This is a genomic window from Paenibacillus rhizovicinus (assembly GCF_010365285.1).
Classification (GTDB): Bacteria; Bacillota; Bacilli; order Paenibacillales; family Paenibacillaceae; genus Paenibacillus_Z; species Paenibacillus_Z rhizovicinus.
The window spans coordinates 2262074-2284284 of record NZ_CP048286.1 but is presented as its reverse complement, the minus strand read 5'-3'; the positions used below and the strand labels follow the sequence as shown (position 1 = coordinate 2284284).

The following is a 22211-nucleotide window of genomic DNA, read 5'->3' as shown; positions in this document are numbered from 1 at the left end:
CGATGAAATTCTATCTTGCATCCAGTTTCAGAAACACAGCGAGTGTCCGAATGGTTGCTGAGCAGCTGAGAGGAAGGGGATACACCCAAACCTTCGATTGGACGGCTTACAAAGACATCCCTTCACTGACCGAGTTAGGTGAAATCGGGCAAATCGAGAAAAACGCCGTCTTGGACGCGGATCTATTCATCATGATGATGCCGGCCGGTAAGGGCAGTCATGTCGAGCTTGGCCTCGCATTGGGCCATGGCAAGCGGATCATTATTTATTCGCCGACGGATGAAATCTATGATCTGGAAACGACAAGCACCTTTTATCATTTGAAAGAGGTCAGCATCTGTATCGGCGGGATAGAGCAGCTGATCGCTCATATTGGTGCCGAAGATAGGAGCGGTGAGTTTTCATCCATGCCGTATACAATTAGACCGATCGAACAACGGGATATTCCATTCTTGCGGGACATGCTGTATGAGTCGCTTTTCGTTCCGGAGGGCGAGCAGCCGTTCAGTAAAGAAATCATTCATGAGCCCTCTCTGGCGAAATACGTTGAGGCGTGGGGACGTGAAGGGGACTTCGGATTTATCGCGATGAATGACGACGGCAAGTCGGTCGGCTCCATTACAGCACGTTATTTCGATCAGAACAACCAAGGTTACGGCTATATTAGCGACGATGTACCTGAAATCGGAATGGCAGTAATAGCGGAGAACAGAGGGAATGGAATTGGGACGGCTTTGCTTACTGCGCTGTTTGAACATGCCCGTGAACGGAACATACGAAGACTGTCGTTAAGCGTTGACCCGATGAACTTGGCCGCAATGAAGCTTTATCGACGATTTGCGTTCAGAGAAGTCGGAAAGAGCGGGACTTCGATTACGATGGTGGCCGTCGTGAACGAATCGTGAGCAGGAATGGAACGGCAAAGCTACTACAGTGAGGAGATCCCTATGAAAATGACATGCATTTCGGATACGGAATATGCAGTTTCAGAACTGTTTGTCGATGATTTTGCCAATCAACGATACTGTGTGTTTGATTTCGAAGCGACTGGAATCATTCCTGAGACGGAGCATATCACTCAGATCGGAGCTGTTATTGTCGAGAACGGCCGCATCCAGGAGTCGAGGAGCTTTAACACACTCGTCAAGTCCCCGAAACCGATACCGGCAGCTGTTGAACAACATACGGGTATTAACAATACGGCTCTCGAGCATGCCCCGGCGCTGCAAGAGGTGTATGATGATTTTCTGGCCTTTACGAAGGACTGTATTCTCGTTACGCATGCCGGTTATGAATTCGACTTGCCGCTGTTATCCAAAGAATGCAGATTACTCGATTTACCTATGATCACGAATAAATGTTTAGATACGAAGGCGTTATTCTCGTTTCTGCATCCGGAGATTCAGGATATTATTTGGACGGATTACTTGATTAAGCATTACAAGGTGAACGATCGGGACTTGAGAAGGCATGATGCGCTCGCGGACAGCATTCTGATCGGGAGGATTTTTCTGCAGATTATGGATGAGTTCTTGGAGCGGGATCTACGAAACATCGCGTTTGAAGAGAAGGTTATTGTGAAGCGGTTTCAGGTTGTGCCGTTGGCTTGAGCAGCTTCTTGCCAGCCAGTGCCTTTGGATATAAGGAAGGGTTCGAATGATCATAAGAATTGCCACGCATGCCGATATTGCGTCACTCAGGCCCCATCTGCCGATCGGAACGGATACGATGAATGCCGAAAGCTTGATCGAGCGGGTGGCGGAGCGCTGCGAATGCATCGTAATGCCGTCGCTTCCTTTTGCGCCGACGATGCTGTGGGCGGCGGGGCCGCAGGACGGCGAGTTCGATTTCAACCCGGATGTGCTCGCGGCCTATGCGGAGGAGCTGTTCCGGGGGCTGCTGGCTGTCGGCTTCCGGAGAATTTACGTCGTTCAGCATCATCAGGGGCGGGAAGGGCTGCCCTCGCTGACGCTCAGAAGGGCGGCTGCCAAAGTGACGCGCGAGCTGACGCTGGCTTGGGGAGCGGAATGGGGCAGGGAGCGGGCGGAGCTGCCGGAGCCGAATATATTCTCACTCATCCGCGTGGCGCAAATCGACGAATTCGCCGTCTACGAATCGCCGGAAGCGGAGCGGATTCCGATCGGCCATGCGGGCAAAGGAGAGACGCAGCTCATATGGGCCGGCTACCCGGATTCGGTGGATCTGCAGAAATTCCACGCCATGGCCGCAAGCGAGCCGCTGCCTTCATGGCTGCTCGACACCGCGGAGGCGACGCCGGAAGAAGGGGAGCGCTGGCTGGCGTTTTGCGTAGAAGGCTGGGTGAAGGAGATTACTCAAGGCGGAATCTAGCCGTTATCATTGAAATCCTTGCAGAGACAAGCGCAGAAAATAGTTAGTTCCGAAAAAAATGCAGAAAAAGCCGCAGCTTGGGCGGAGCGGCATTCTCGGTTACAGCTATCGTTTCGCAGTTTGCAGACCCGCAAGAAGGCGCTTGAAAAGGCGATCTTCTTGCGGGTCATTTGCGTTGTGCATGAACACCTGAGCTAAGGATCGATCTCCCGCTATCAGCCCGTGTCATTTTTACAGTTATTTTTAACGCAATATGCCATAATTCGACAAAAAAACTGCTTGTATCCGCTTACAGATAATCCTATAATGAGACTACACACAATATTATCGATTATCGATAATCGATAATCGATAAGGAGGCGGTGAGTGCCATGAGCAGCGGCCAAGTGGATTATCCGAACAATTCGATCAGCGAACATGTGTATGCGGATTTGAAGAAGGACATTATCGCAGGAATTCTTCAGCCGGACACGCGATTAATCGTCACCGAGATCGCGGGGAAGTATCAGATCAGCCAAGCGCCCGTACGCGAGGCGTTGGAGCGGTTGAAGCAGGAAGCCTTGATTACAGGCATTCCGAACAAAGGCTCGGTCGTATCGACGATCACCCCCAAAGAAATCAAGGACATATTCGTCCTGCGCGAAATTATCGAAGGCTTTGCCGTCCGGCAATCGATGCCGCTGTTAACGGAAGAGGATTACAGTTATCTTCATCGCCTCATCGAGGACATGGAAGTCGCTAACAAGCACAACGAGATGCTGCGCATCCTCGAGCTGGATATGGAATTCCATGCGTTCTTCTATAAGCGCTGCGATAATCAGGCCATTTTGGAGCTGTGGAATCGTATGCAAACCAAGGTCATGCGGTTCATGGCGATTTCCAATCGCCACCATACCACCGATGTGCTGGCCGAATGGCATCTCATTCTTATCGATGCGCTGCGCTCCGGCGATGCGGACGCAGCGGAGGCGGCGTTTATCGAACATATGCATGCCTACAAGATGATCGATCTTGAATAATGACGGAGTTGGCGTTTGTTCGACGAAAGTTGTAGAGGCTTTGTGCAAAGGAAGATCTTTCGGACAAGCGCCTAGCAGCTAGTGCCCTGATATTCATCCTTTCATAAAGGGGAGACGGAACGTGCTGAGCGAAAAGCTGTTGTATGAAGACGACGTAATCTTGACTTGGATGAGAAATAGATTTCTGCAGGATCTTGTCTGCGGAGGCAAACAGAAGAGCGCGAATTTGAAAGAAAGCTTGTCCCGATTGAATTTGAATCCCTACTTTACCTATCCTGCGATAGCGCTGCTCGAGCCGATATCGGTGACGGCCGACGAGCATGAGAAGATCCTGCAATTGGAAGAAATGCGGGATTATCTGCAGCAATGGGTACCGGTCGGCAATGTCGTGTTCATGGATGAACAGAATCGGCTGGCCTTGTTATTCTCGTGGGTTTCCGTCAATCAGCTGGGAACCATTCAGACGATGCTGAGCCAGCAGTTCGATCTGCTCATCAATATCGGGGTAGGCAAGCCATGCAGCCATCTGTGCGACGTCAATCAATCGTACAGGCAAGCCTCCCGCGCGCTGCAGAACAAGTTTTACCGCGGCACGGGCAACATCATCCATTACAGCGAGCTTACCCGCTACGTGACGTTCGGCGAATATCCTACGGATGCGGAAAAAGTACTGCATGACGCCTTGAAGGCGGCCGACTCCGATGCCGACATTGAAGCGGCCGTCGAGGCCTTCTACGATGCGCTGCTTGCGCAAGGGCCGATCGATACGAAGGAAATATACGAATTGACGGCAAGGCTGCTGATCGGTACCGAGAAGAAGCTCCTCGCTAATCCCAACTATGACAGCGCTTGCAATAAGTTTGAAATCATGTCCATCGTGGGCATGCAGACGCTTCAGGAAATCAAAGCGTACGTCAGCCAGTTCTTCATCGGCGTGTGCGCCGTCATGCTGCCCGATCAGAAGGAAAGCCATCGCAGCATTATCAAGAAATCGATCCAGCTGATGGAGCAGGAGTATCAGGCGGCATCGCTGCAAAGCGTGGCGCAGAAGGTCTATATGACGCCGACCTACCTCAGTTTGCTCTTCAAACTGAATACCGGCACAACGTTCATCGAGCATTTGACCCATATCAGAATCGAGAAGGCGAAGCAGCTGCTGGACAACACGCATTACAAGAATTACGAGGTGGCCGAGCAGGTCGGCTATCAAGATCCGCGTTACTTCAGTCAAATATTCAAGCGCAAAGTCGGATTGTCGCCGACGGAATATCGGGAATCGGCAGGCAAATCCTAATAAAAGAAGGACCCGGGAGACGGCTATTCCGTTCATCCAGGGTCCTTCTTCTCGTTCAGGTGTTCGTTCAGGCAAGCCTTCTACAGCCGGACATCATGCTTCTGATCGTCCTCGTCGTATTTCACCGCGTCCTTGAGCTCTTCCTCCCAAGTTAAATGACGATATTCTTTCGCAGCCGGGTCGGAGTTGAACCAGTTGACAAAGTCGGTCCAGAGCGCCGTATTCCAGCCGGCATCGATCTGGGCGGTGGAGTAGACGCCTTCCTTGAGGCGGACGAAGCCGAAGATGTCGCGAACTTGGGATTTCTCCGCTTGCACGACCGTGATTTCCGCGAGATGAGGCGGAATGAAGATGACGCCGGACGGGGTGCCGAGGACAACGTCGCCCGGCAGGCAAATCGCCTTGCCGATGCGCGTCGGAACATTCATGCCGACCATGGTGACGTCCGCGATGGCCGTAGGGTCGCTCCCACGGTAGTAGACGTTGATATTGTCGATTTCGACGACTTGCTGATTATCGCGAATACCGCCCCAGATGACCGCGCCTCCCCGTTTCGTACGGGTCGAAATCGCAGTGGAGAGGTTGCCCCCTACATAGGTGCCCAGATGGACCTTATCGAACATGTCGACGACCGCGACGTCGTCTTCCACGAGCGAATCAATGACCCATTGGTTGAAGAAGCCTTTGCGGCCTTCCTGTTCGTGGCCGTATTTCAGCAGCGTTTCATGCAGATCGGGGCGTTTCGGAACCAGGACAGCCGTTACCGCACGGCCGACCATGATTTTATCGGGATGAATGATTTTGAAATCGCCTTCAAATTGAAACGCGTAGCCTCTATTCCAGAGCGGGCCCCAAGCTTCCTCCAAGGTGATTTTCCGCATGCGGCGAAGCACGTCGTCGGATACTTTCGGACGGCCGTTCTCGAACCGTTCGCCTTCCCATTGCGCGGTTAACTGGACGATATCTTCGGGATTATCAAATTTCATTTTGGAGCACCTCTTTCGGACAAGTTGGTGTAGTGTGCGGCGTTCAACGGTCGGTTGCCGCCGGCTCTCGAGTCTATTGTTAGGGACATTCGTGCTTTTGTCTATGCGACATTCTTAAGGCATTCGTCGTTGAACGCATAATTATTTCACCCTATCCGGAGAAGGTCTGGGATCCGTTTCCAGCAAAAATAGGATCGTTAAAATAAACAAACAAATTCATAATTTCGTCGCCTTCTCACGTGTAACCGCTTTCGATAAAGTGGAGAAGTGCAAAAGCACAGCGAACATCTAAGCGTTTAGAGGAGGAGATTCATGGGTGGCTTCTGAATCGTTGTCCCAAGCACCCCGCGCAGAGACGGTGAAAGTTTCCCGCAAACTGCGAAGAAACAAGGGAGAAACCAATTTAGCCGGCTATGTCTTCATCGCCCCGTGGCTGATCGGATTTCTTTGCTTGACATTATGGCCCGTCGCACAGTCCTTCTACTTATCCTTCACGGATTATTCGTTGCTGGATGCTCCGGTTTGGACGGGAACAAGCAATTACCACAATATCTTCACCAATGACACGACCTTTACCAAATCGCTGAGCGTAACGTTCATCTTCGTATTAGTCTCGGTTCCGTTAAAGCTGTTCTTCTCGCTGATGGTTGCGATGGCGCTGAACAAGAACGTCCGCGGAATGAACATCTACCGCACGGCGATCTACTTCCCCTCCCTGATCGGCGGCAGCATCGCAGTAGCCGCGCTATGGCGGAACATGTTCGGTCTAGACGGTTACGTCAACCAGGTGCTGTCCTGGTTCGGCATCGAAGGCGTAGGCTGGATCACGAATCCGCATACGTCGCTCGGGACGCTGATCCTGCTCAATACGTGGCAGTTCGGCTCGACGATGGTCATCTTCCTGGCCGGACTCAAGCAAGTTCCTCAAGAGCTGTACGAGTCGGCATCGGTCGACGGCGCAGGACGCGTCCGCAAATTCATCAGCATTACGCTGCCGATGCTCTCGCCGGTTATGTTCTTCAACCTGGTGCTCGGCATAATCGGCTCGTTCCAGACCTTCACCTCGGCCTTCATCATTACCAAGGGCGGTCCGATCAACTCCACTTACATGTATGCGATGTTCCTCTACGAGAAAGCGTTCAAGCATTACCAAATGGGATACGCTTCCGCGCTGGCTTGGATTCTGCTCGTTATCGTCGCCTTGCTGACCTTGCTTAATTTCGTGGCCTCGCGCTACTGGGTATTCTACGAAACGGACGGGGGGAAAGCCAAATGAATACGATGCGATTCAAATGGTCCAACCATCTGTTACTAACTCTCTTCTCCCTCTTAATGCTTTATCCGGTGATTTGGTGGATCGGCGCTTCCTTGAAGAAGACCTCGGAGCTTGGGTTGCCGACGATTTGGCCTTCTACGCCGATGTGGTCGAATTACAGCAGCGGCTGGAATTTCTCCGACCAATACACCTTTGCCCACTTCTTCGGCAACTCGCTTCTGATGGAGCTTGGCAACGTAACCGGCGGCGTGCTGACGGCAGCGATCGTGGCCTACGGCTTCGGCCGGCTCAATTTCAAGCTTCGCGGCTTCTGGTTCTCGATCCTGCTGCTGACGATGATGCTTCCGGGTCAGGTAACCGTGGTGCCCCAGTATATTCTTTTCAACAAGCTCGGCTGGGTCGACAGCTACATTCCGCTGGTGCTGCCTCACTTCTTCGGCGGCGGAGCCTTCTTCATCTTCCTGCTCGTCCAGTTCATCCGCGGCATCCCGCGCGATTTGGACGAAGCGGCCAAGATCGACGGCACATCCGTGTACGGTATCTTCTTCCGCATTATTCTCCCGCTGATCAAGCCCGCGCTTGTCACGGTTGCCATCTTTACGTTCATCTGGAGCTGGGACGATTTCTTCGCCCAAGTGCTGTACATCAGTTCCGTCAGCAAGTTTACCGTAGGCCTTGCGCTGCGCATGTTTATCGACCAGTTCGATATTAAATGGGGCCAGCTGCTCGCGATGTCATTGCTGTCCATTATGCCTTCGGCCATCATCTTTTTGTTCGCGCAGAAGTATTTCGTCGAGGGGATAGCTACGACAGGTTTAAAAGGATAACTTTACGTTCGAAAAAAAGAGAGGGGATTACGAGAATGAGTAGAAAAAAACGCGCAATTGTTCCAGTGCTAGGTTTGTCCTTGATGCTCGCGGCGACAGCTTGCGGCAACAATGGAGGCAGCAACGGCGATAACGCCGCAAACGCTGCGAACGCCGGCAACAGCAACAAGGGCGGCGAGACGAAGGCGGAGAACGTTACGCTAGGCATGATGTGGTGGGGAGCGGACGAGCGCCATGAAGCGACCAAGAAAGCACTGGAGCTCTATACGCAGCAGCATGCGAACGTAACCTTCAAGCCGGAATACATGGCCTGGGATGCTTATTGGCAGAAGCTTCCGACGCTCGCGGCTTCCAAGACGATTCCGGATATCCTGCAAATGGATGCCGCTTATATCCAGGAGTATGTCGCCCGCGGACAGCTGGAAGACCTGTCCGATATCGACCTCAGCGGAATCGTGGATCCGAACGTCATCGAGAACTTGAAAATCGGCGGTAAACTGTACGGCATTCCGCTCAGTCAGAACGCGCAGGGCATTGCGTTCAACAAACCGGAGCTGGAGCAATACGGCATTCCGCTTCCGCAGAAGAACTGGACGTACGACGAATACTTCCAATGGGCGAGAGATGCCCGCGCGAAGCTGCCGGAGGGCAAATATCCGATCGGCGACTCGACGGATTGGGGCGGCTTCAACTTGTATCAGACGTCGATGGGCAAAGAGCCGGTCATGTCCGACGGCGGCAAGAAGTTCTACCTCGACAAGGATTTGTTCATGACCTACTATAAGACGTACGAAGAGTTCCGCAAATCCAAGATCGTTCCGCCGGCCGAGAAAGGTGCGGCGTTCCTGGAGAACGACCCGCAAGCCGATCCGATGGCATCCGGCGTGGTCATGACCCGCGGCGCGACGACGGGTTCGGTAAGCGCGCTGGAGCAGTTGATGCCTGGTAAAGTAGGCGTCGTGAACGAGCCGACGGGTCCTGCGGGCGGCGGCTGGGCGCAATCGACCATCTTCCTGAGCGTCAGCGCGAACTCCAAGCATCCGGAAGACGCGAAGAATTTCCTGAAATGGTTCATTACGGACAAGGAAGCCGGCAAGACGCTCGGTCTGACGCGCGGTATTCCGATCAATCCGGAAATTTACAAAGAACTCGAACCGACGTTGACGGATAAAGACAAGCTGGGCAAAGAAATTTATGACCAGTCGGTCGAGAAGGCGCTGCCTTTCTATTCGGCCGCGGCAGGTTACTCCGAATGGGTGGACACGTATCTGAAAGAGATGACGGCCGTCGCGTACGGACAAGGATCCATCGAGAAAGCTTACGACAAAATCAATAAAATGGGCATGGACCTGGCAGCTAAGGCCGCATCCGGATCCTAAGACACTGCAATCACCGATGAACGCATGATTAATGGAACGGGGGCCGCTTAAGCGCGTCCCCCATACTACCAACGAGAGGAGCCAATCAGCTATGCAGCTTGCGGAATTTTTCTCTTCCCAACCAACCCAATTGTGGCAGCTCGCGAAGCAAATGAACGTTAATTACGCCGTTGGAGGTCTTCCTTGGGAAGAGAAAACCGAGAAGCCTTGGGATCTAATGCCGCTGATCCGGATGAAGCAGCGGTACGCGGACCATGGTCTTACGTTGTCCGTCATCGAATCTATGCCTCCGAGCAACCATATCAAGCTTGGCACGGCAGGCCGCGATGAAGAAATCGAGGTCTTCCAGAAGTTCCTGATCAACATGGGAGCGGCCGGAATCCCGGTGCTCTGCTACAATTTCATGGCACAGTTCAACTGGTTCCGCACGTCCACGACGACGAACACGCGCGGCGGGGCGCTGGTATCCAGCTACGATCATAGCCTTATGAAAGACGCGCCTCTGACGGAGGCGGGGATCGTAACGGAAGAACAATTGTGGGAGAATCTTCAGTATTTCATGGAACGGATCGTGCCTGTTGCCGAGGAGGCCAAGGTGAGGCTTGCGCTTCACCCGGACGACCCGCCGATCACGCCGATTCGCGGCGTCTCCCGCATTCTGCGCAGCGCGGCCGCGCTGCAGCGCGCGATTGATTTGGTGCCTAGCGCCTATAACGGCATCACGCTGTGCCAAGGAACGCTGGCAACGGCCGGCGACGATATTCCGACGGTCATCCGCGATTTCGCCAAGCAGGACAAGCTGTTCTTCGTCCACTTCCGCGACGTGAAGGGAACGCCGGAGAAGTTCGAAGAAACCTTCCACGATGACGGTAAAACGAACATGCTGGAAGCGATGAAAACCTATTTCGAAGTCGGATACGCCGGACCTGCAAGACCGGACCACGTTCCGACGATGGCCGGCGAGAACAATGACAATCCGGGCTACGAGCTGCTCGGCAGGCTCTATGGCATTGGCTATATTAACGGATTGATCGAAGCTGCTTCGGCCGTGTAGAACGTTGCCGAGCGACAATCCCCAGAGGAATTGTTTAAACCAAGAAAGCGGTTGTGCAGGTCCTAAACCTGTACAGCCGCTTTTGCATTTTGGGCAGGAATGCGATGTACATCATATACATTTCGTAAAGTCAGCGGATAACGGCGAAGAAACGGCGATTGAAGCGGTTGATGCCAATTCGATAATGACATTCATAAATTGCAACGGGATCAATTGTATCCGTTTTCAACTACCTCTATAATAAACTACACACAACATTTATCGATAATGTTCAAGGGAGCAGTGAGCACCATTAGCAGCAGTCAGGTGGAGTATCCCAACAATTCAATCAGTGAGCATGTTTATGCGGGTTTGAAGAAGGACATTCTCGCGCTGATTCTCCAGCCGGGCACCCGGTTAATCGTCACCGAGATTGCGGGGAAATATCAAATCAGCCAAGCGCCCGTACGCGAGGCCTTGGAGCGGTTGAAGCAGGAAGGCTTGATTACCGGCATTCCGAACAAAGGCTCGGTCGTATCCACGATCACGGCCAAAGAAATCAAGGATATCTTCGTCCTGCGCAAGATTATCGAAGGGTTCGCCATCCGGCAATCCATGCCGTTGTTGACGGAGGAAGATTATGACTATCTTCATTGCCTCATCGACGAGATGGAAACCGCCAACAAGCGCAACGAGATGCTGCGCACCTTGGAATTGGATATGGCGTTCCACGCTTTCTTCTACGAACGATGCGATAATCAAGCCGTCTTGGAACTGTGGAATCACATGCAAACCAAGGTCATGCGGTTCATGGCGAGCTTCGACGACATCCACGCGAACAATGTGCTGGCCGAACGGCATCTTCATCTCGTCGATACGCTCCGTTCGGGCGACGCGGACGCGGCGGAGGCTGCGTTTATCGAACACATGCAGGCCTACAGGAATATCGATCTTGATTAGCGAAGAGCATGGATAACAAAACACGCATAACAAACAAGAAGGACTCTGGCAGCGGTGAATTCGCTATCCAGGGTCCTTCTACTTGTTGTTCAGGTGTTGTTCAGGTATTCAGGCTGCGGACGAGCATTACATCATGATTAGAATCTAGCTCCAAAGCCGGTCGTTGGAATGATGTTTATTCCAATTGTCTGTCGACTCCCATAGGCCCGGAATATCGGGATGCAGATGCTGCGCGAGCACTTCGTCGTTCAGGTCGTCGATGCCTAGTCCAGGCGCGTCCGTCATGGTGATGAACCCGTTCTGCACCAGTTTCTGCGGCAGTTTGGCACCAATGACGATATCATCCCACCACTCGACTTCGCAGGAGTGATATTCGAGCGCGAGGAAGTTCTCCGTAGCTGCTGCAACATGTGCGGCCGCCAGGCAGGCGATCGGGCTTTCCGCCATATGGATGGCCATCGAGACGCCGTAATCCTGCGCCATATCGCCGATTTTCTTCGTTTCCAGAATGCCGCCCGTCGTCAAGACATCGGGGTGAATGACGGAGACGCCGCCGGCTTGGAGAAGCGGCAGGAAGTTTTCCTTCAGATAGATATCTTCGCCCGTACAGATCGGCGTCGTCACCGCGCGCGACAATCTCGCATATTGCTCCGTGTACTGCCATGGAATCATATCTTCCATCCAGGCCAGATTGAATTTATCGATGCGGCGGCCAAGCTTGATGCAATCTTCAAGGCCGATATGGCCGAAGTGATCGATGGCGAGCGGCACCTGATAGCCGATTACGGCGCGAACGTCCGCTACGTATTGTTCCAGTACATCCAGACCTGCCTCTGTCACGTGGATGCCCGTGAATGGATGCGGGATATTGTAAATGTCGTAATGACGGTTGCTAACGTCCCGAATTTGGTCGGCGGTCATGCCGTCGAAATTCTGCTTGTAGCGGTTCCTGGATTTCTCCTGCATTTCTTCAAGGAAGCCGAGCGGAGCGCTGAGGGTCCCGGGCGTATTGATCAGCTGCCCGATGCCAAGGTCCATCTTGAGGAACGTAAACCCGGCATCCATGCGTTTCTTCAGCGCTTCTCCCATGGCTGTGCCCGTATCTTTGCCGGAGACCTCCGTGTCGCAGTACATGCGGATTTTATCGCGGAACTTGCCGCCCAGCATTTGATAGATCGGAACGCCGTACGCCTTGCCGGCCAAATCCCACAGTGCGATCTCAAGTCCGCTTACGCCGCCGCCTTGACGGGAATGGCCGCCGAATTGTTTGATGCGGCGAAACAGTTTGTCGATGCTGCATGGATTCTCGCCTAGCAGCCGGCTCTTGGCAAGCTGCGCATACACTTTGTCAGCGCCGTCTCGCACTTCGCCGAAGCCGACCAATCCCTGGTTGGTATACACTTTGATCAAGCTGCTGTGGAACGGAGCGCCGACGATGTCGGTGAAACGAATATCTGTGATGCGCAGCTCCGACGGATTCGAATGGGTCGATACGTGGGCTAGCGTTTCTTCATAGGTTTGTTCCTGCATGGCTTATATTCCTCCCTAATAGGTTGGTACCGCTTTCCTACTTAATCTTAGTGAACCGGGCCAAGGAGCGGGAGGCTGTAAAGTTATGATTTTGTTTGATTTCTTTGAAAGATTGCGGGGAGGGGAGTCGAACGCATTCACGGCCAAAAAGATAGGCGAGCGCAACTTCGATTACTGGCATTCGTCTAATGAATTTAGTGCCATTTTCTACATAGCGGGGGACATTTAATGAGAGGGGTTAGATTCGCGATTGTGCTCGGTATTCTGCTTCAACTGCTCGTTGGATGCAGCCAAGCTGCCAGTAGCCCTGGCGACGAGCAAACCGCCGAGCAATACGTAAAGGCGCACGATTATAAAGTGACTGCGAGCAAGGGCAAGGTTGACAGCTTCACGTTAGACAAAAGCAAACTGATCGGCGGCACGGACTCGCTCGGCCTGGACGCGCTCAAGGTTCAACAAATATGGGGCGTGCAAACGGAAGAGCCGGATACGTATTTTGGCAAAGAGATCACGGTCTATGGCTTCGTCGTCTCGAATCATCCCTTGGAAAAGATCTATAAAGTCAATACCAGCGTATTCGTCATGGTCTGCGAAGGAGACGTAATCGGGGCTTTTGCGGCCCCGGATGCGCAAATGTTCGGATCCGTCTATTCATTCGCAGGCGAGACGCTGGAGGAAGTCACTGGATTAAGTTATGACGCGTGGAGAACGCAGTGGCTCAAGAAATATGGAGGGAGCTGAAGCAATGATTGTCGAGAAGGGTGCGAAGAAGAAGCGGAATATCGTGCTTGTCGGAATGTCCGGAGCGGGCAAAAGCACGCTGGGCGTGCTGCTTGCCAAAGCATTAGGCATGGATTTCGTGGATACGGATCTCGTGATCCAACAGCAGGAAGGCAGGCTGCTGCAAGCAATCATCGATCAGGACGGCATCGAAGCCTTCATGGCCGTTGAAGAGTCGGTCGTGTCGGCATTGCAGGTGAACGATTGTATCATAGCCACGGGCGGAAGCGTGATCTATTCCGAGAAAGCGATGCATGCCCTACGGCAGGGCGGGCAGATCGTGTACTTGCATGTTTCTTATGAAGAAATTATGAGGCGTCTCGGCAACGTCGCAACCCGGGGTATTGTCATGAAGAACGGCCATACGCTGCAGGACGTTTACGAGGAAAGGGTCCCTCTGTACAGGCAGTATAGCGATGTGACGATCGATTGCGCGAAGAAGGAGATCGAACAGTGCGTTCGTGAGATCGTAGAGCTGCTGTGATGCTTAGGTTCTTAGGATAGGCGCAAGGGCTATTTTGGGTTGTTTTTCCTATTCGTGAGTTGGATCGATAGCGCTTCCTCGCCGTCACCGATTCCTCAAAATAGGGATAACCTCTGCGCGCATATAGTGGAGTAACAACAGGTGCAGGGGTGTTGCGCATGGGACGCTTCAAATTATTCCTGACCAAATTCACGATCGAGCTGTTCTTGTTGGTGTTCATTTATCCAGCGATCGTGTTCGCGCTGCTCGTGCTCGGATTCACGTCGTCATGGAAATCGGGGACGCTCATGCTTGTCTCGGCGCTGCTGCTCCGCTTCGTTCTGAAACGCGAGGCGGCGGCCATCCGCCCCGGGTTTCGCAAGTCGCGGACTCGTACGCGTGCTCGCCGCAGCAGGGGCGGGCCGGCAAGTAAAGCGTTGCGCCCATTTCCAGGCGTGTACGATCACGAAGCTTCGCCGCCGCAGCTCAGCGACATTTATTATGACATCGCTGCGCAGATGAAGGAGCAGGAAGCGCTTCTGGCCATGTTGAAAGCGCAGGAAAAGCGGCAAGAGGAGTGGAAAGGGCCGCGGCAAGAGGAGTGGGGAGAACAGCGCCCGGAGGGAAGGCCGGAGCGCCCGGTGGAACGGGAAGCGGAACGTCAAGGGCAGTGGCGAGAGCAACGGCATGAGGGAAGGCAAGAGCAACGCCCCGTGGAACGGGAAGCGGAACGTCAAGGGCAGTGGCGAGAGCAGCGGCATGAGGGAAGGCAAGAGCAACGCCAGATGGAGCGTAAAGCGGGGTGGCAGGAGCACAGCCCGCAAGCGCAGCAGCAGGTGAAACAGAAAGCGGAGTGGCACGCGCAACGGCCGGAGGGAAGGCCGGAGCAGCGGAAAGTTATATTACAAGTGCAGCGCCAAGAGAGGAATCCGGGGTTGTCCGGCCATCCAGCGAGCTGCAGCTGTTCGGCTTGCAGCCGAAGCTTTCAATGAGGCGGCTGCACATGGGGCTGGCTGACCGATCGTCATGTTTGTCGTGGGAACGCTTCATAAGAAAACCGCCAATCGTGCCGGGCACGGTTGGCGGTTTTTGTTCAAATGGGGAAGGCCTTAAGCTCTAAGGAATCGTAGGAAACTTATTGTTGGTTTTTGAAGCTAATTGGAATTCTTACGAATCCTACGCACGCTATTCGACTCGGTCGCATCCATTTTGCTCGATTATCGCTCGTTCTCGCTTCAATAAGGTTCGCTCGATTCGTTAGAATTCAAATGGGTGCAAAATCCACCAAATAACGCTTGCTGGGTTCGTTACAGGTAATGTGCGGAGCAGCTCCTTCCGTTGTACGGGCTTGAGAAGCAGGCTGCTTGAACCTGTTCGAGCAGCCTGCTTCTAGGCTTTGGGTGCGTGCAATCGCTGCTTCGGATCACGCAATGCTTGCTCCGCCTCCGCATGCATCTCCGCAAGGACATCCTCCGTCTTCCGGGTAGCATTCACGTCTGTATGGTCGTCTACCACCGGAACATCTGCAAGCTTGTGGGATTAACAGCCGGCGGCCGGCGGTCAGTCTGTTTAGGTCGCGGTTTGGTTCAGCGTGCGCGAAAAGCACTAACTTTGCCTGGTACCTGAATCGCGTGCCTTCAAGGTACCAGGAAAACTTAGTACTATGAAATTCTCCCAATGTTGACGATGATAGAGCATATACTAATATTTTCCACAGAGGAGGATTCCGATGAATGCTGTATATATCACGAGTATCGGGAAGTTCCTGCCCGGTTCACCCATCGACAACGATGAAATGGAAGCATACCTCGGAAGAATAGGCGGAAAAAGCTCGAAGGCGATGCGGCGTATTCTGGATCAGAACAAAATTCAATATCGCCATTATGCCATCGATAAAGAGCAGCAAAGCCTGTATTCAAATGCAGAAATGGCAGCCGGCGCGATTCGCGACGCGCTTGAGCGTAACCATGCCGATCTAGTTAACCAAGTCGACTTTCTAGCGGTCGGCACGACCCAGGGCGACCTGCTGGTGCCCGGGTTTGCCAGTATGGTCCATGCCGAAACCGGCCTCCCCGTCATGGAAATCGCGACACATCATGGCGTGTGCGGCAGCGGCATGCAGGCGATCAAGAATGCCTACCTCCAAGTGCAGTCCGGCGAGAAGAAAGCCGCCATCTCCTGTGCCAGCGAGTTTCCGAGCCGCGTATTCAAGCATACCCGCTTTGAAGCGCAGGCTAAATTCATGGATCGTCCGATCCCGTTCGATACGGATTTCCTTCGGTTCATGTTGTCCGACGGCGCAGGCGCCGCCGTGCTGCAGCATCAACCGAGCGATCAAGGCTTATCCCTCCGAATCGAGTGGATCGATAACCAATCGTACGCCAATCTGTATGACACTTGCATGTATGCCGGCATGAATAAAGATAGCACTTATGGCAAGCAAGCGAGCTGGTTGGATTACGCCTCCATTCACGAAGCGGCGGATGAGGGGGCTATCAATTTGAAACAGGACATTCGCCTTGTGGACGAAATGCCGAAAGTAGGCGTGAAACGTTTCTTCGAGCTCGTGGACGAAGGCAGAGTGGATCCTTCGGCGATCGATTGGATGGTGTGCCACTACTCCTCCCATTATTTTCGCGACGAGATCTTCCGTCTGATGCAGCTTGGCGGGATGACTATCCCCGAAGACAGATGGTTTACGAACCTCTATACCAAAGGAAACACAGGGGCCGCCTCGATCTATATCATGCTGGAGGAACTGCTCAACGAGGGATATCTGAAGCCGGGCGAACAAGTGTTGTGCATGGTTCCGGAGAGCGGGAGATTTCAGACATCCTATATGCTATTAACCGTTGTCGGAAGCGATAACAGGACGACCGCCCCGTACATGGAGCGCCAGCCGGAAGCGCCGGCGTTGGCCTTCGATTCTTCCGATTCGGTGCAGGCGTACTTAGTGCGGCGGCTGGTTAATGTATGGATTGATTTTGAGCAAAAACTGGCTCATGTACCGATCATTCATAAACTGTACAGCGGCAAATTCACGCTTGAAGATTACATGCTGCTCATGGAGAACATACGGCAGCAGGTCATTGACGGGTCGCAGTGGATCGCGCGCGCCGCCTCGTACATTGCGATCGAGCATATCGAACTGCGCTCGATGTTCATCGCCCATGCCCGCGACGAGCACCGCGACTTTCAAATACTGGAACGCAATTACGTGTCCGTGGGAGGGGATCTTGCAGTCATTCAGGCCGGGGAGAAGAATATCGGCAGCGAAGCGCTGTCCGCTTATCTGTTTCAACGGGCAAGCCGCGAGAATCCGGTCGATCTGATGGGTGCGATGTGGATTATTGAAGGTCTTGGCTGCCGTATGGCGCGGTACTGGGGCGAGGCCATCCGTGATCAACTCCGCTTGAACGACGATCAAGTATCGTTCTTGCTCTATCACAGCGACTCGGACGAGAAACATTTCGAGCGACTGGAAGCCGGCATTCAGCATCCGATGCTGACGATGGAGCTTGCCGAACGGATCATTAAAACCGCGAAAACGACGGCGCGCTTGTATCTCTTACAACTAGAGGAGCTAGGGAATCTATGAGCAAAGCCGATTATTTCAATCAGATGCCGCATGATAAGCAGGACCCTAATCCGTTCCTTGCCATCTATCTGGATCAGAGCATTCCATTCAACGAAGAAGCGAAGGCCTCATATTTGAAAGACTGCGCGAGTAAATCCAGACAGTTTCTGCTGCCGGTTCTCAGGCCGATTGCCCGGCTGCTGATCATACTCTTCCAAATCTACAAAATCATACTCCCGAAAGCCTTCACTTCATCTAAAATGCTGCATCGTGTTTTGTACTGGGGGATGAAAACCTTCGTAAGTCCAGACGCCAATTATATGATTCTTCGGCATTTTTATCTGGGGTCTGAAATACTGCAATTTATCCGCGATAACATTCCGGGCGTTCAAGTCGAGCTGAATCCGCTGAAACCGTTAAATCTGGAACCGGTGAAGGACGATTTGTTTCTCATGCATGATATCAATTTGTATAATTTCGTTATCCATTTGAATACGCAGATCCGCGAGAAGAACATCGAGGTGACCAAGCAGGAGCGGCTTAACTTCGATGCCGTTACTTCAAGCTCCATTCCGATCGAGAAGCTGCCTGATCGCTGGACCAATTTTCTCGATCTGACGACGGCGATCGAATGCTTCACCCCGGTCTATCAGCTATTTCTGACCGACAATGACTTCTGGAGGGCCACGAATTCCTTGCAGCTCGACGAAACGATCGGCATTCTGGCCTCCAAAGTGATCGGCAGCAATGACAGGCTGGCCTTGATCAATAATAAGCATCCGATGGTCCCGCTTTCCACGCTTCGGGCCGGATTCCGACTCGTGCTTCACGGACTCGCGACGGAACAGCTCCATGCTTTGTTGGTGGAGTTGAAAAACAAACAGGCTGCTTCATGACAATCATCGATCGGACCGGCAGGATGCAAATCGAACGGCGGAGCTTAAAGAAAGGAAACCGATAGAGGACGGTGTGCTGTCGTCAAACGCGAAAAAAGCTTCCAACACCACGCCTTGCGCGGTGTTGGAAGCTTTTGCGTGTCTAGCTATGAAGCTATGAAGCTATGGAGCAATGAAGCTATGAATCTCGTTTGTCCGTTATGAGAGATTACTTCTGAAGCTCCCACAGCGAGACAGCAGCCGTCGGCGTCCACGTGTAGATGGACGTGTGGGCTTGCAGGCATTTATACGTATGCCCGTTGTAGGTCACGAATGTGCCTCTCGCATAGTAGGTATTGGTTGCCCAAGCGGCAATCGCCGAAGCCGCGGCCGTAGTGCCGCTGATCGTGCTGCCGGCCGACTTATTGCCTGCCGCGTCGATTGCGTACACGGTAAAGGAATACGTCTTGCTTGCGGCAAGCCCGGTTACCGTATAGGATGTCGCCGCAGCGGAAGCAGTGGTAACAAGGGTCGAACCGTTATAGATCTGGTAGTCTTTCACGCCGACATTGTCGGTGGACGCCGTCCACATCAGCATCATGCTGGAATCGGTAGGCGTCCCCATGATATGAAGGCCGGTCGGCGCTGTCGGCGCGGCGGTATCGACGACCGGCGGAGCCGTCGTTGTGAATTTGAGGCTGTTGCTTGCGCCGGATTCGTTGCCGGCTGCATCGATGGCTTTGACTGTAAACGTATAAGCGGTGCTCGCCGTAAGTCCAGTCACGGTATAGCTGGTACCGGTAACTGTCGCGACAAGCTTGGAGCCGTTATAGACGTTGTAGCCCGTCACGCCAATATTGTCCGTCGCTGCTCCCCATGTTAACGACGCGCTCGTTGCGGCAACGGTGCTCGCTGTAAGGGAAGCCGGCGCGGTCGGAGCAGTCGCATCCGTCGGATTCGTACCGGAGAAATTCGCGTCGATGACGTTATAGAACGCATTTGCCGTATCCGCGATTTCCCACACGGCCAGGATAACCTGATAGCCGCTGCGCGCAGGCACGTTGCAAGTATCGGTGTGGCCGGTTGTCGGCTGCGCGCCGTTATAGTTGATGGAGCAAAATGGCGTCAAGTCGAAGGAGGCCCGGCTGAGCGGGCTGTTTGGATCCCAATTTTGTTTCGTAATATAGTACTTCCAGCCTGTCGTGGAATGATTGGCCGTAAACGTCCAAGTAAAGGCGTTGGTGCCGCTGGACATGTTCACTTTGGACCAGCGTGAAGCCGATTGCTGGTCAAGCTCGGGGAACTTGCCGCCAGCGCTGGCAATTTGGCCGTCTGCAGGTCCGGCAGCGGGGAAGCCTTTGGGAGCTTCCAAACTTTGAGGCTCATAAATAATCGAACCGCAGTTTTGGTTAACGCCCGACTTGCATAGCGCGGAACGGCTTGCGGGGCCATCCACGTAACCGTGCGCCGATGCTCTTCCGGCTTGGAACAGCATGCCGACGGATGCGAACACGACCAGGAAGCAAATCAGAGCGGTTTTTGCGGGAGCGGGCCTTGATAAACGTAAACCATGCATAACTCGAATACCTCCAGTTAGTAGTGTGTGATATATAAACTCCTGCGGAGCTCATACCCGGAGCACATGACGAAACACCCGCTCAAGTAAAACTAGAGAACGGATATATGATTAATTCTAAAGAAGAAATGGCCGTTACTCATGAGTCTTAAGATTTAAATGTAAATTCAAGGAAATTTAATGAGAAATTAATGTAAAAAATAAGGAAATGAGTCCGATTACTCTTTATTTATTCTACGATTCGTTCGATTATGCTCGCGATTGCCAAGGATGAATTCATCCGGGTTGTTGGACGCATGTAAGAGGCCTTCGTCCAATGGAATACAGGACGAAGGCCGAATAAGGGGCAGCTTGCGCAGGTTTGTCCGGAGATTTTAGGAGTTAAGTCCCGCCCCCTCGTCAAGGCCCAGCATGATATTCATACATTGAACGGCTGCCCCCGACGAACCCTTCCCGAGATTGTCTAATCGGCATGCGAGAAGCACGTGATCGTTATTTCCCATAACGAAAATTTCCGCACCATTGGTTCCGTTGCACGCTGTCGGATCAAGCGCGCCTGGGGAGATGTCCCTGACTGCATCGAACGGGAGGACGCTTACGAATCTTTCTCCCTGGTAAGAGTCTGCGAGCGCGGCATGGATTTCCCGCAAGCCAGGCCGATCGGTCAGCATGCGAGTAACCAAGGGAACCGTCCCGACCATCCCGTTGTAGAAATTGCAAACCGTCGGAAGGAATACGGGCTGGAACGCGAGATCCGTTACTTTCTTCATTTCGGGCAAATGTTTATGATTCAGGCTTAAACTGTAGTGCTGAGGGTGCCTCAGGCTGCTGTTTGGATCGCTGATGCCGCCTGATTCGTATTGTTCGATCAATGTCTTGCCTCCGCCGCTGTAACCCGTTAACGAATGGCAAGAAACCGGGTAATGACGTGGGAGGATTCCGCTTTGGACAAGGGGGTGAATCATAAGGACAAAAGCGGTCGCATGGCAGCCGGGAACCGATACGCGGGCCGCGTTGGCGATCTCCTTCCTTTGTAAAGCCGATAATTCGGGCAAGCCGTAGGTCCAATCATGATGGGTTCGAAAAGCCGTACTGCTGTCGATAACGCGGGTATTAGGATTCGTAATGAGCGAGACGGCCTCTCGTGCAGCCTCATCCGGCAGACACAGGAATACGATATCCGCTTCATTCATTAACTTGATCCGGTTTCCCAAATCCTTCTTGTTTCCCTCGGAAATCGATAAAACGTCCAGATCGTTTCGTTTGTTAAGCCTTTCGTGGATGCCTAGTCCCGTCGTGCCGTATTGACCATCTACAAATACCTTCAAAGGATCTTCCTCCTAACCTAGTTTGGATAACTATACATATTAACGCATATTTACTCAATGCTCGCTATCTACCGCGGCACGGAATTCCTGATCTTTACAACTTCTATGAATTCCAAGTATTGACAGGTGAGAGGCTGGGTGGTTATAGTGTATATATGAATATACACAGCAGGCGTGACAGGAGGATGAACGATGACGACCTGGCAGGGTGCAATGACGCTGCTTCGGCTCGAAGGGCGGCGATCTTGGATCGGACTGCTCGCTACGATGGCCTTATTCGTTTACGTCGGCGTGGTCATCATCATGCCGTTATTCGATGACATGCTTACCCAAGGCGGCGCGAAAGGCTACGGCTACGATTGGGCTTCGAATTTCCTATATCTGTCGCTGTTGCCGACGATGGGATTCATTATGAATCGCAGCATGTTCTGCTACTGGAGTCGCGATTCGTATACACGTAAGCTCGCCTATTGGCGGACGCTTCCGATCAGCTGGAATGCGATCTTGGTGTCGCGGATGCTGCAGCATGTCGTCGTGCTTTCGATCGTGTCGATCTGCTTCTTCGCCACCCAGTACTCGCTCTTGGCTCCGATGCGCGAGCAGCTGGCGCCTGGCGACTTTGTCCTGTATGTATTGACGTGGTACGGGTATTCGATGATGGTGGGAGCGACGTATGTTTATCTTGAGTTGACGATGAAAGGGAAAGTCTATTTCGTTGTCTGCTCGTGTTATCTGATCTTCTACGCGCTGCTTGTTCTTATCCTGCAGATGACGGATACGAACCTGGTACTTCGGACGATCGCTGCTTCCCGCCATCATCATTGGCTGTGGCCGGGCGTTTCGCTGGCGCTCGGCGCGGCGGTTACGGTACTGATCGGATGGCTGGCCCGCATGCGGCTTGCGAAGCGCAGCTTGCTGCATTGACGCCGGACGGGCGATTATTTGTCGAGAGAAGGTGT

Annotated in this window: 20 protein-coding genes; 16 read left to right on the top strand and 4 right to left on the bottom strand. The window is 53.0% G+C overall.

All coding sequences use genetic code 11. The features are described 5' to 3' along the window. Positions 1–2 precede the first annotated feature (2 nt). The 5 genes from GZH47_RS34060 (at position 3) to GZH47_RS10325 (ending at position 4662) form a co-directional block, all read left to right on the top strand. Complete coding sequence (locus tag GZH47_RS34060; protein ID WP_225446431.1) at positions 3–905, top strand: GNAT family N-acetyltransferase; 903 nt, start codon at positions 3–5, stop codon at positions 903–905. Between the two features lie 48 nt (positions 906–953). Next, positions 954–1610, top strand: a complete 657-nt coding sequence (locus tag GZH47_RS10345; protein ID WP_162640028.1) for a 3'-5' exonuclease — start codon at positions 954–956, stop codon at positions 1608–1610. A 46-nt stretch (positions 1611–1656) separates the two neighbouring features. Next, positions 1657–2349 carry a creatininase family protein gene (locus tag GZH47_RS10340; RefSeq protein WP_162640027.1) on the top strand — a complete coding sequence of 231 codons (693 nt, stop codon included), beginning with the start codon at positions 1657–1659 and terminating at the stop codon, positions 2347–2349. A gap of 371 nt (positions 2350–2720) precedes the next feature. After that, the gene (locus GZH47_RS10330; protein WP_162640026.1) at positions 2721–3368 is read left to right on the top strand and encodes a GntR family transcriptional regulator; all 648 of its coding nucleotides are present in this window, start codon (positions 2721–2723) and stop codon (positions 3366–3368) included. A 121-nt stretch (positions 3369–3489) separates the two neighbouring features. After that, positions 3490–4662 carry a helix-turn-helix domain-containing protein gene (locus GZH47_RS10325; RefSeq protein WP_162640025.1) on the top strand — a complete coding sequence of 391 codons (1173 nt, stop codon included), beginning with the start codon at positions 3490–3492 and terminating at the stop codon, positions 4660–4662. A gap of 80 nt (positions 4663–4742) precedes the next feature. Here the strand turns inward: GZH47_RS10325 and GZH47_RS10320 are convergent, their stop codons facing one another. Then, a complete protein-coding gene (locus GZH47_RS10320) occupies positions 4743–5648 on the bottom strand; it encodes an RraA family protein (protein WP_162640024.1) in 906 nt (301 codons plus the stop codon). A gap of 358 nt (positions 5649–6006) precedes the next feature. On the opposite strand from GZH47_RS10320, the gene GZH47_RS10315 reads away from it, so the two are divergent. The 5 genes from GZH47_RS10315 to GZH47_RS10295 all read left to right on the top strand — a co-directional run bounded on the left by GZH47_RS10315 (position 6007) and on the right by GZH47_RS10295 (position 11123). Then, on the top strand, positions 6007–6924 hold the full coding sequence (locus GZH47_RS10315; RefSeq protein WP_225446528.1) for a carbohydrate ABC transporter permease: 918 nt from the start codon (positions 6007–6009) through the stop codon (positions 6922–6924). Next, entirely contained in the window at positions 6921–7751 is an 831-nt protein-coding gene (locus tag GZH47_RS10310) for a carbohydrate ABC transporter permease (protein WP_162640022.1), read from the top strand. The genes GZH47_RS10315 and GZH47_RS10310 overlap by 4 nt, the downstream gene beginning before the upstream one ends. Before the next feature lie 35 nt (positions 7752–7786). Beyond that, positions 7787–9130, top strand: a complete 1344-nt coding sequence (locus GZH47_RS10305) for an ABC transporter substrate-binding protein (RefSeq protein ID WP_162640021.1) — start codon at positions 7787–7789, stop codon at positions 9128–9130. A gap of 91 nt (positions 9131–9221) precedes the next feature. Next, positions 9222–10184 (top strand): mannonate dehydratase, encoded by a 963-nt coding sequence (locus tag GZH47_RS10300; RefSeq protein ID WP_162640020.1) that lies wholly within the window; start codon positions 9222–9224, stop codon positions 10182–10184. Positions 10185–10466: 282 nt separating this feature from the next. Further along, positions 10467–11123 carry a GntR family transcriptional regulator gene (locus GZH47_RS10295; protein WP_225446430.1) on the top strand — a complete coding sequence of 219 codons (657 nt, stop codon included), beginning with the start codon at positions 10467–10469 and terminating at the stop codon, positions 11121–11123. 144 nt (positions 11124–11267) lie between these two features. Here the strand turns inward: GZH47_RS10295 and GZH47_RS10290 are convergent, their stop codons facing one another. After that, positions 11268–12653: a mandelate racemase/muconate lactonizing enzyme family protein gene (locus tag GZH47_RS10290; protein ID WP_162640018.1), complete on the bottom strand. Its 1386-nt coding sequence runs from the start codon at positions 12651–12653 to the stop codon at positions 11268–11270. Between the two features lie 228 nt (positions 12654–12881). On the opposite strand from GZH47_RS10290, the gene GZH47_RS10285 reads away from it, so the two are divergent. The 5 genes from GZH47_RS10285 to GZH47_RS10265 all read left to right on the top strand — a co-directional run bounded on the left by GZH47_RS10285 (position 12882) and on the right by GZH47_RS10265 (position 18369). Continuing rightward, positions 12882–13394, top strand: a complete 513-nt coding sequence (locus GZH47_RS10285) for a hypothetical protein (RefSeq protein WP_162640017.1) — start codon at positions 12882–12884, stop codon at positions 13392–13394. Between the two features lie 4 nt (positions 13395–13398). Then, the gene (locus GZH47_RS10280; protein WP_225446429.1) at positions 13399–13917 is read left to right on the top strand and encodes a shikimate kinase; all 519 of its coding nucleotides are present in this window, start codon (positions 13399–13401) and stop codon (positions 13915–13917) included. A gap of 158 nt (positions 13918–14075) precedes the next feature. Then, on the top strand, positions 14076–14888 hold the full coding sequence (locus GZH47_RS10275; protein ID WP_162640015.1) for a hypothetical protein: 813 nt from the start codon (positions 14076–14078) through the stop codon (positions 14886–14888). A gap of 737 nt (positions 14889–15625) precedes the next feature. Beyond that, positions 15626–17494: a 3-oxoacyl-[acyl-carrier-protein] synthase III C-terminal domain-containing protein gene (locus tag GZH47_RS10270; RefSeq protein ID WP_162640014.1), complete on the top strand. Its 1869-nt coding sequence runs from the start codon at positions 15626–15628 to the stop codon at positions 17492–17494. Continuing rightward, complete coding sequence (locus GZH47_RS10265; RefSeq protein WP_162640013.1) at positions 17491–18369, top strand: DUF6999 family protein; 879 nt, start codon at positions 17491–17493, stop codon at positions 18367–18369. Before GZH47_RS10270 ends, GZH47_RS10265 begins: the two co-directional genes overlap by 4 nt. A gap of 208 nt (positions 18370–18577) precedes the next feature. On the opposite strand, the gene GZH47_RS10260 is transcribed toward GZH47_RS10265, so the two are convergent. Beyond that, positions 18578–19924 carry a lytic polysaccharide monooxygenase gene (locus GZH47_RS10260; RefSeq protein ID WP_162640012.1) on the bottom strand — a complete coding sequence of 449 codons (1347 nt, stop codon included), beginning with the start codon at positions 19922–19924 and terminating at the stop codon, positions 18578–18580. A gap of 374 nt (positions 19925–20298) precedes the next feature. Beyond that, positions 20299–21252 carry an N-acetyl-gamma-glutamyl-phosphate reductase gene (gene argC / locus GZH47_RS10255; protein WP_162640011.1) on the bottom strand — a complete coding sequence of 318 codons (954 nt, stop codon included), beginning with the start codon at positions 21250–21252 and terminating at the stop codon, positions 20299–20301. A 192-nt stretch (positions 21253–21444) separates the two neighbouring features. Between argC and GZH47_RS10250 the strand changes: the two genes are divergently transcribed. Continuing rightward, positions 21445–22176 carry a hypothetical protein gene (locus GZH47_RS10250; protein WP_162640010.1) on the top strand — a complete coding sequence of 244 codons (732 nt, stop codon included), beginning with the start codon at positions 21445–21447 and terminating at the stop codon, positions 22174–22176. Positions 22177–22211 lie beyond the last annotated feature (35 nt).

What these genes read in the sequence shown, in the direction of transcription:
- GZH47_RS34060 (WP_225446431.1), top strand. Translation starts at nt 3, where the DNA reads ATGAAATTCTATCTTGCATCCAGTTTCAGAAACACAGCGAGTGTCCGA.
- GZH47_RS10330 (WP_162640026.1), top strand. Translation starts at nt 2,721, where the DNA reads ATGAGCAGCGGCCAAGTGGATTATCCGAACAATTCGATCAGCGAACAT.
- GZH47_RS10345 (WP_162640028.1), top strand. Translation starts at nt 954, where the DNA reads ATGACATGCATTTCGGATACGGAATATGCAGTTTCAGAACTGTTTGTC.
- GZH47_RS10290 (WP_162640018.1), bottom strand. Translation starts at nt 12,653, where the DNA reads ATGCAGGAACAAACCTATGAAGAAACGCTAGCCCACGTATCGACCCAT.
- GZH47_RS10280 (WP_225446429.1), top strand. Translation starts at nt 13,399, where the DNA reads ATGATTGTCGAGAAGGGTGCGAAGAAGAAGCGGAATATCGTGCTTGTC.
- GZH47_RS10300 (WP_162640020.1), top strand. Translation starts at nt 9,222, where the DNA reads ATGCAGCTTGCGGAATTTTTCTCTTCCCAACCAACCCAATTGTGGCAG.
- GZH47_RS10340 (WP_162640027.1), top strand. Translation starts at nt 1,657, where the DNA reads ATGATCATAAGAATTGCCACGCATGCCGATATTGCGTCACTCAGGCCC.
- GZH47_RS10250 (WP_162640010.1), top strand. Translation starts at nt 21,445, where the DNA reads ATGACGACCTGGCAGGGTGCAATGACGCTGCTTCGGCTCGAAGGGCGG.
- GZH47_RS10260 (WP_162640012.1), bottom strand. Translation starts at nt 19,924, where the DNA reads ATGCATGGTTTACGTTTATCAAGGCCCGCTCCCGCAAAAACCGCTCTG.
- GZH47_RS10310 (WP_162640022.1), top strand. Translation starts at nt 6,921, where the DNA reads ATGAATACGATGCGATTCAAATGGTCCAACCATCTGTTACTAACTCTC.
- GZH47_RS10275 (WP_162640015.1), top strand. Translation starts at nt 14,076, where the DNA reads ATGGGACGCTTCAAATTATTCCTGACCAAATTCACGATCGAGCTGTTC.
- GZH47_RS10305 (WP_162640021.1), top strand. Translation starts at nt 7,787, where the DNA reads ATGAGTAGAAAAAAACGCGCAATTGTTCCAGTGCTAGGTTTGTCCTTG.
- GZH47_RS10270 (WP_162640014.1), top strand. Translation starts at nt 15,626, where the DNA reads ATGAATGCTGTATATATCACGAGTATCGGGAAGTTCCTGCCCGGTTCA.
- GZH47_RS10320 (WP_162640024.1), bottom strand. Translation starts at nt 5,648, where the DNA reads ATGAAATTTGATAATCCCGAAGATATCGTCCAGTTAACCGCGCAATGG.
- GZH47_RS10265 (WP_162640013.1), top strand. Translation starts at nt 17,491, where the DNA reads ATGAGCAAAGCCGATTATTTCAATCAGATGCCGCATGATAAGCAGGAC.
- GZH47_RS10285 (WP_162640017.1), top strand. Translation starts at nt 12,882, where the DNA reads ATGAGAGGGGTTAGATTCGCGATTGTGCTCGGTATTCTGCTTCAACTG.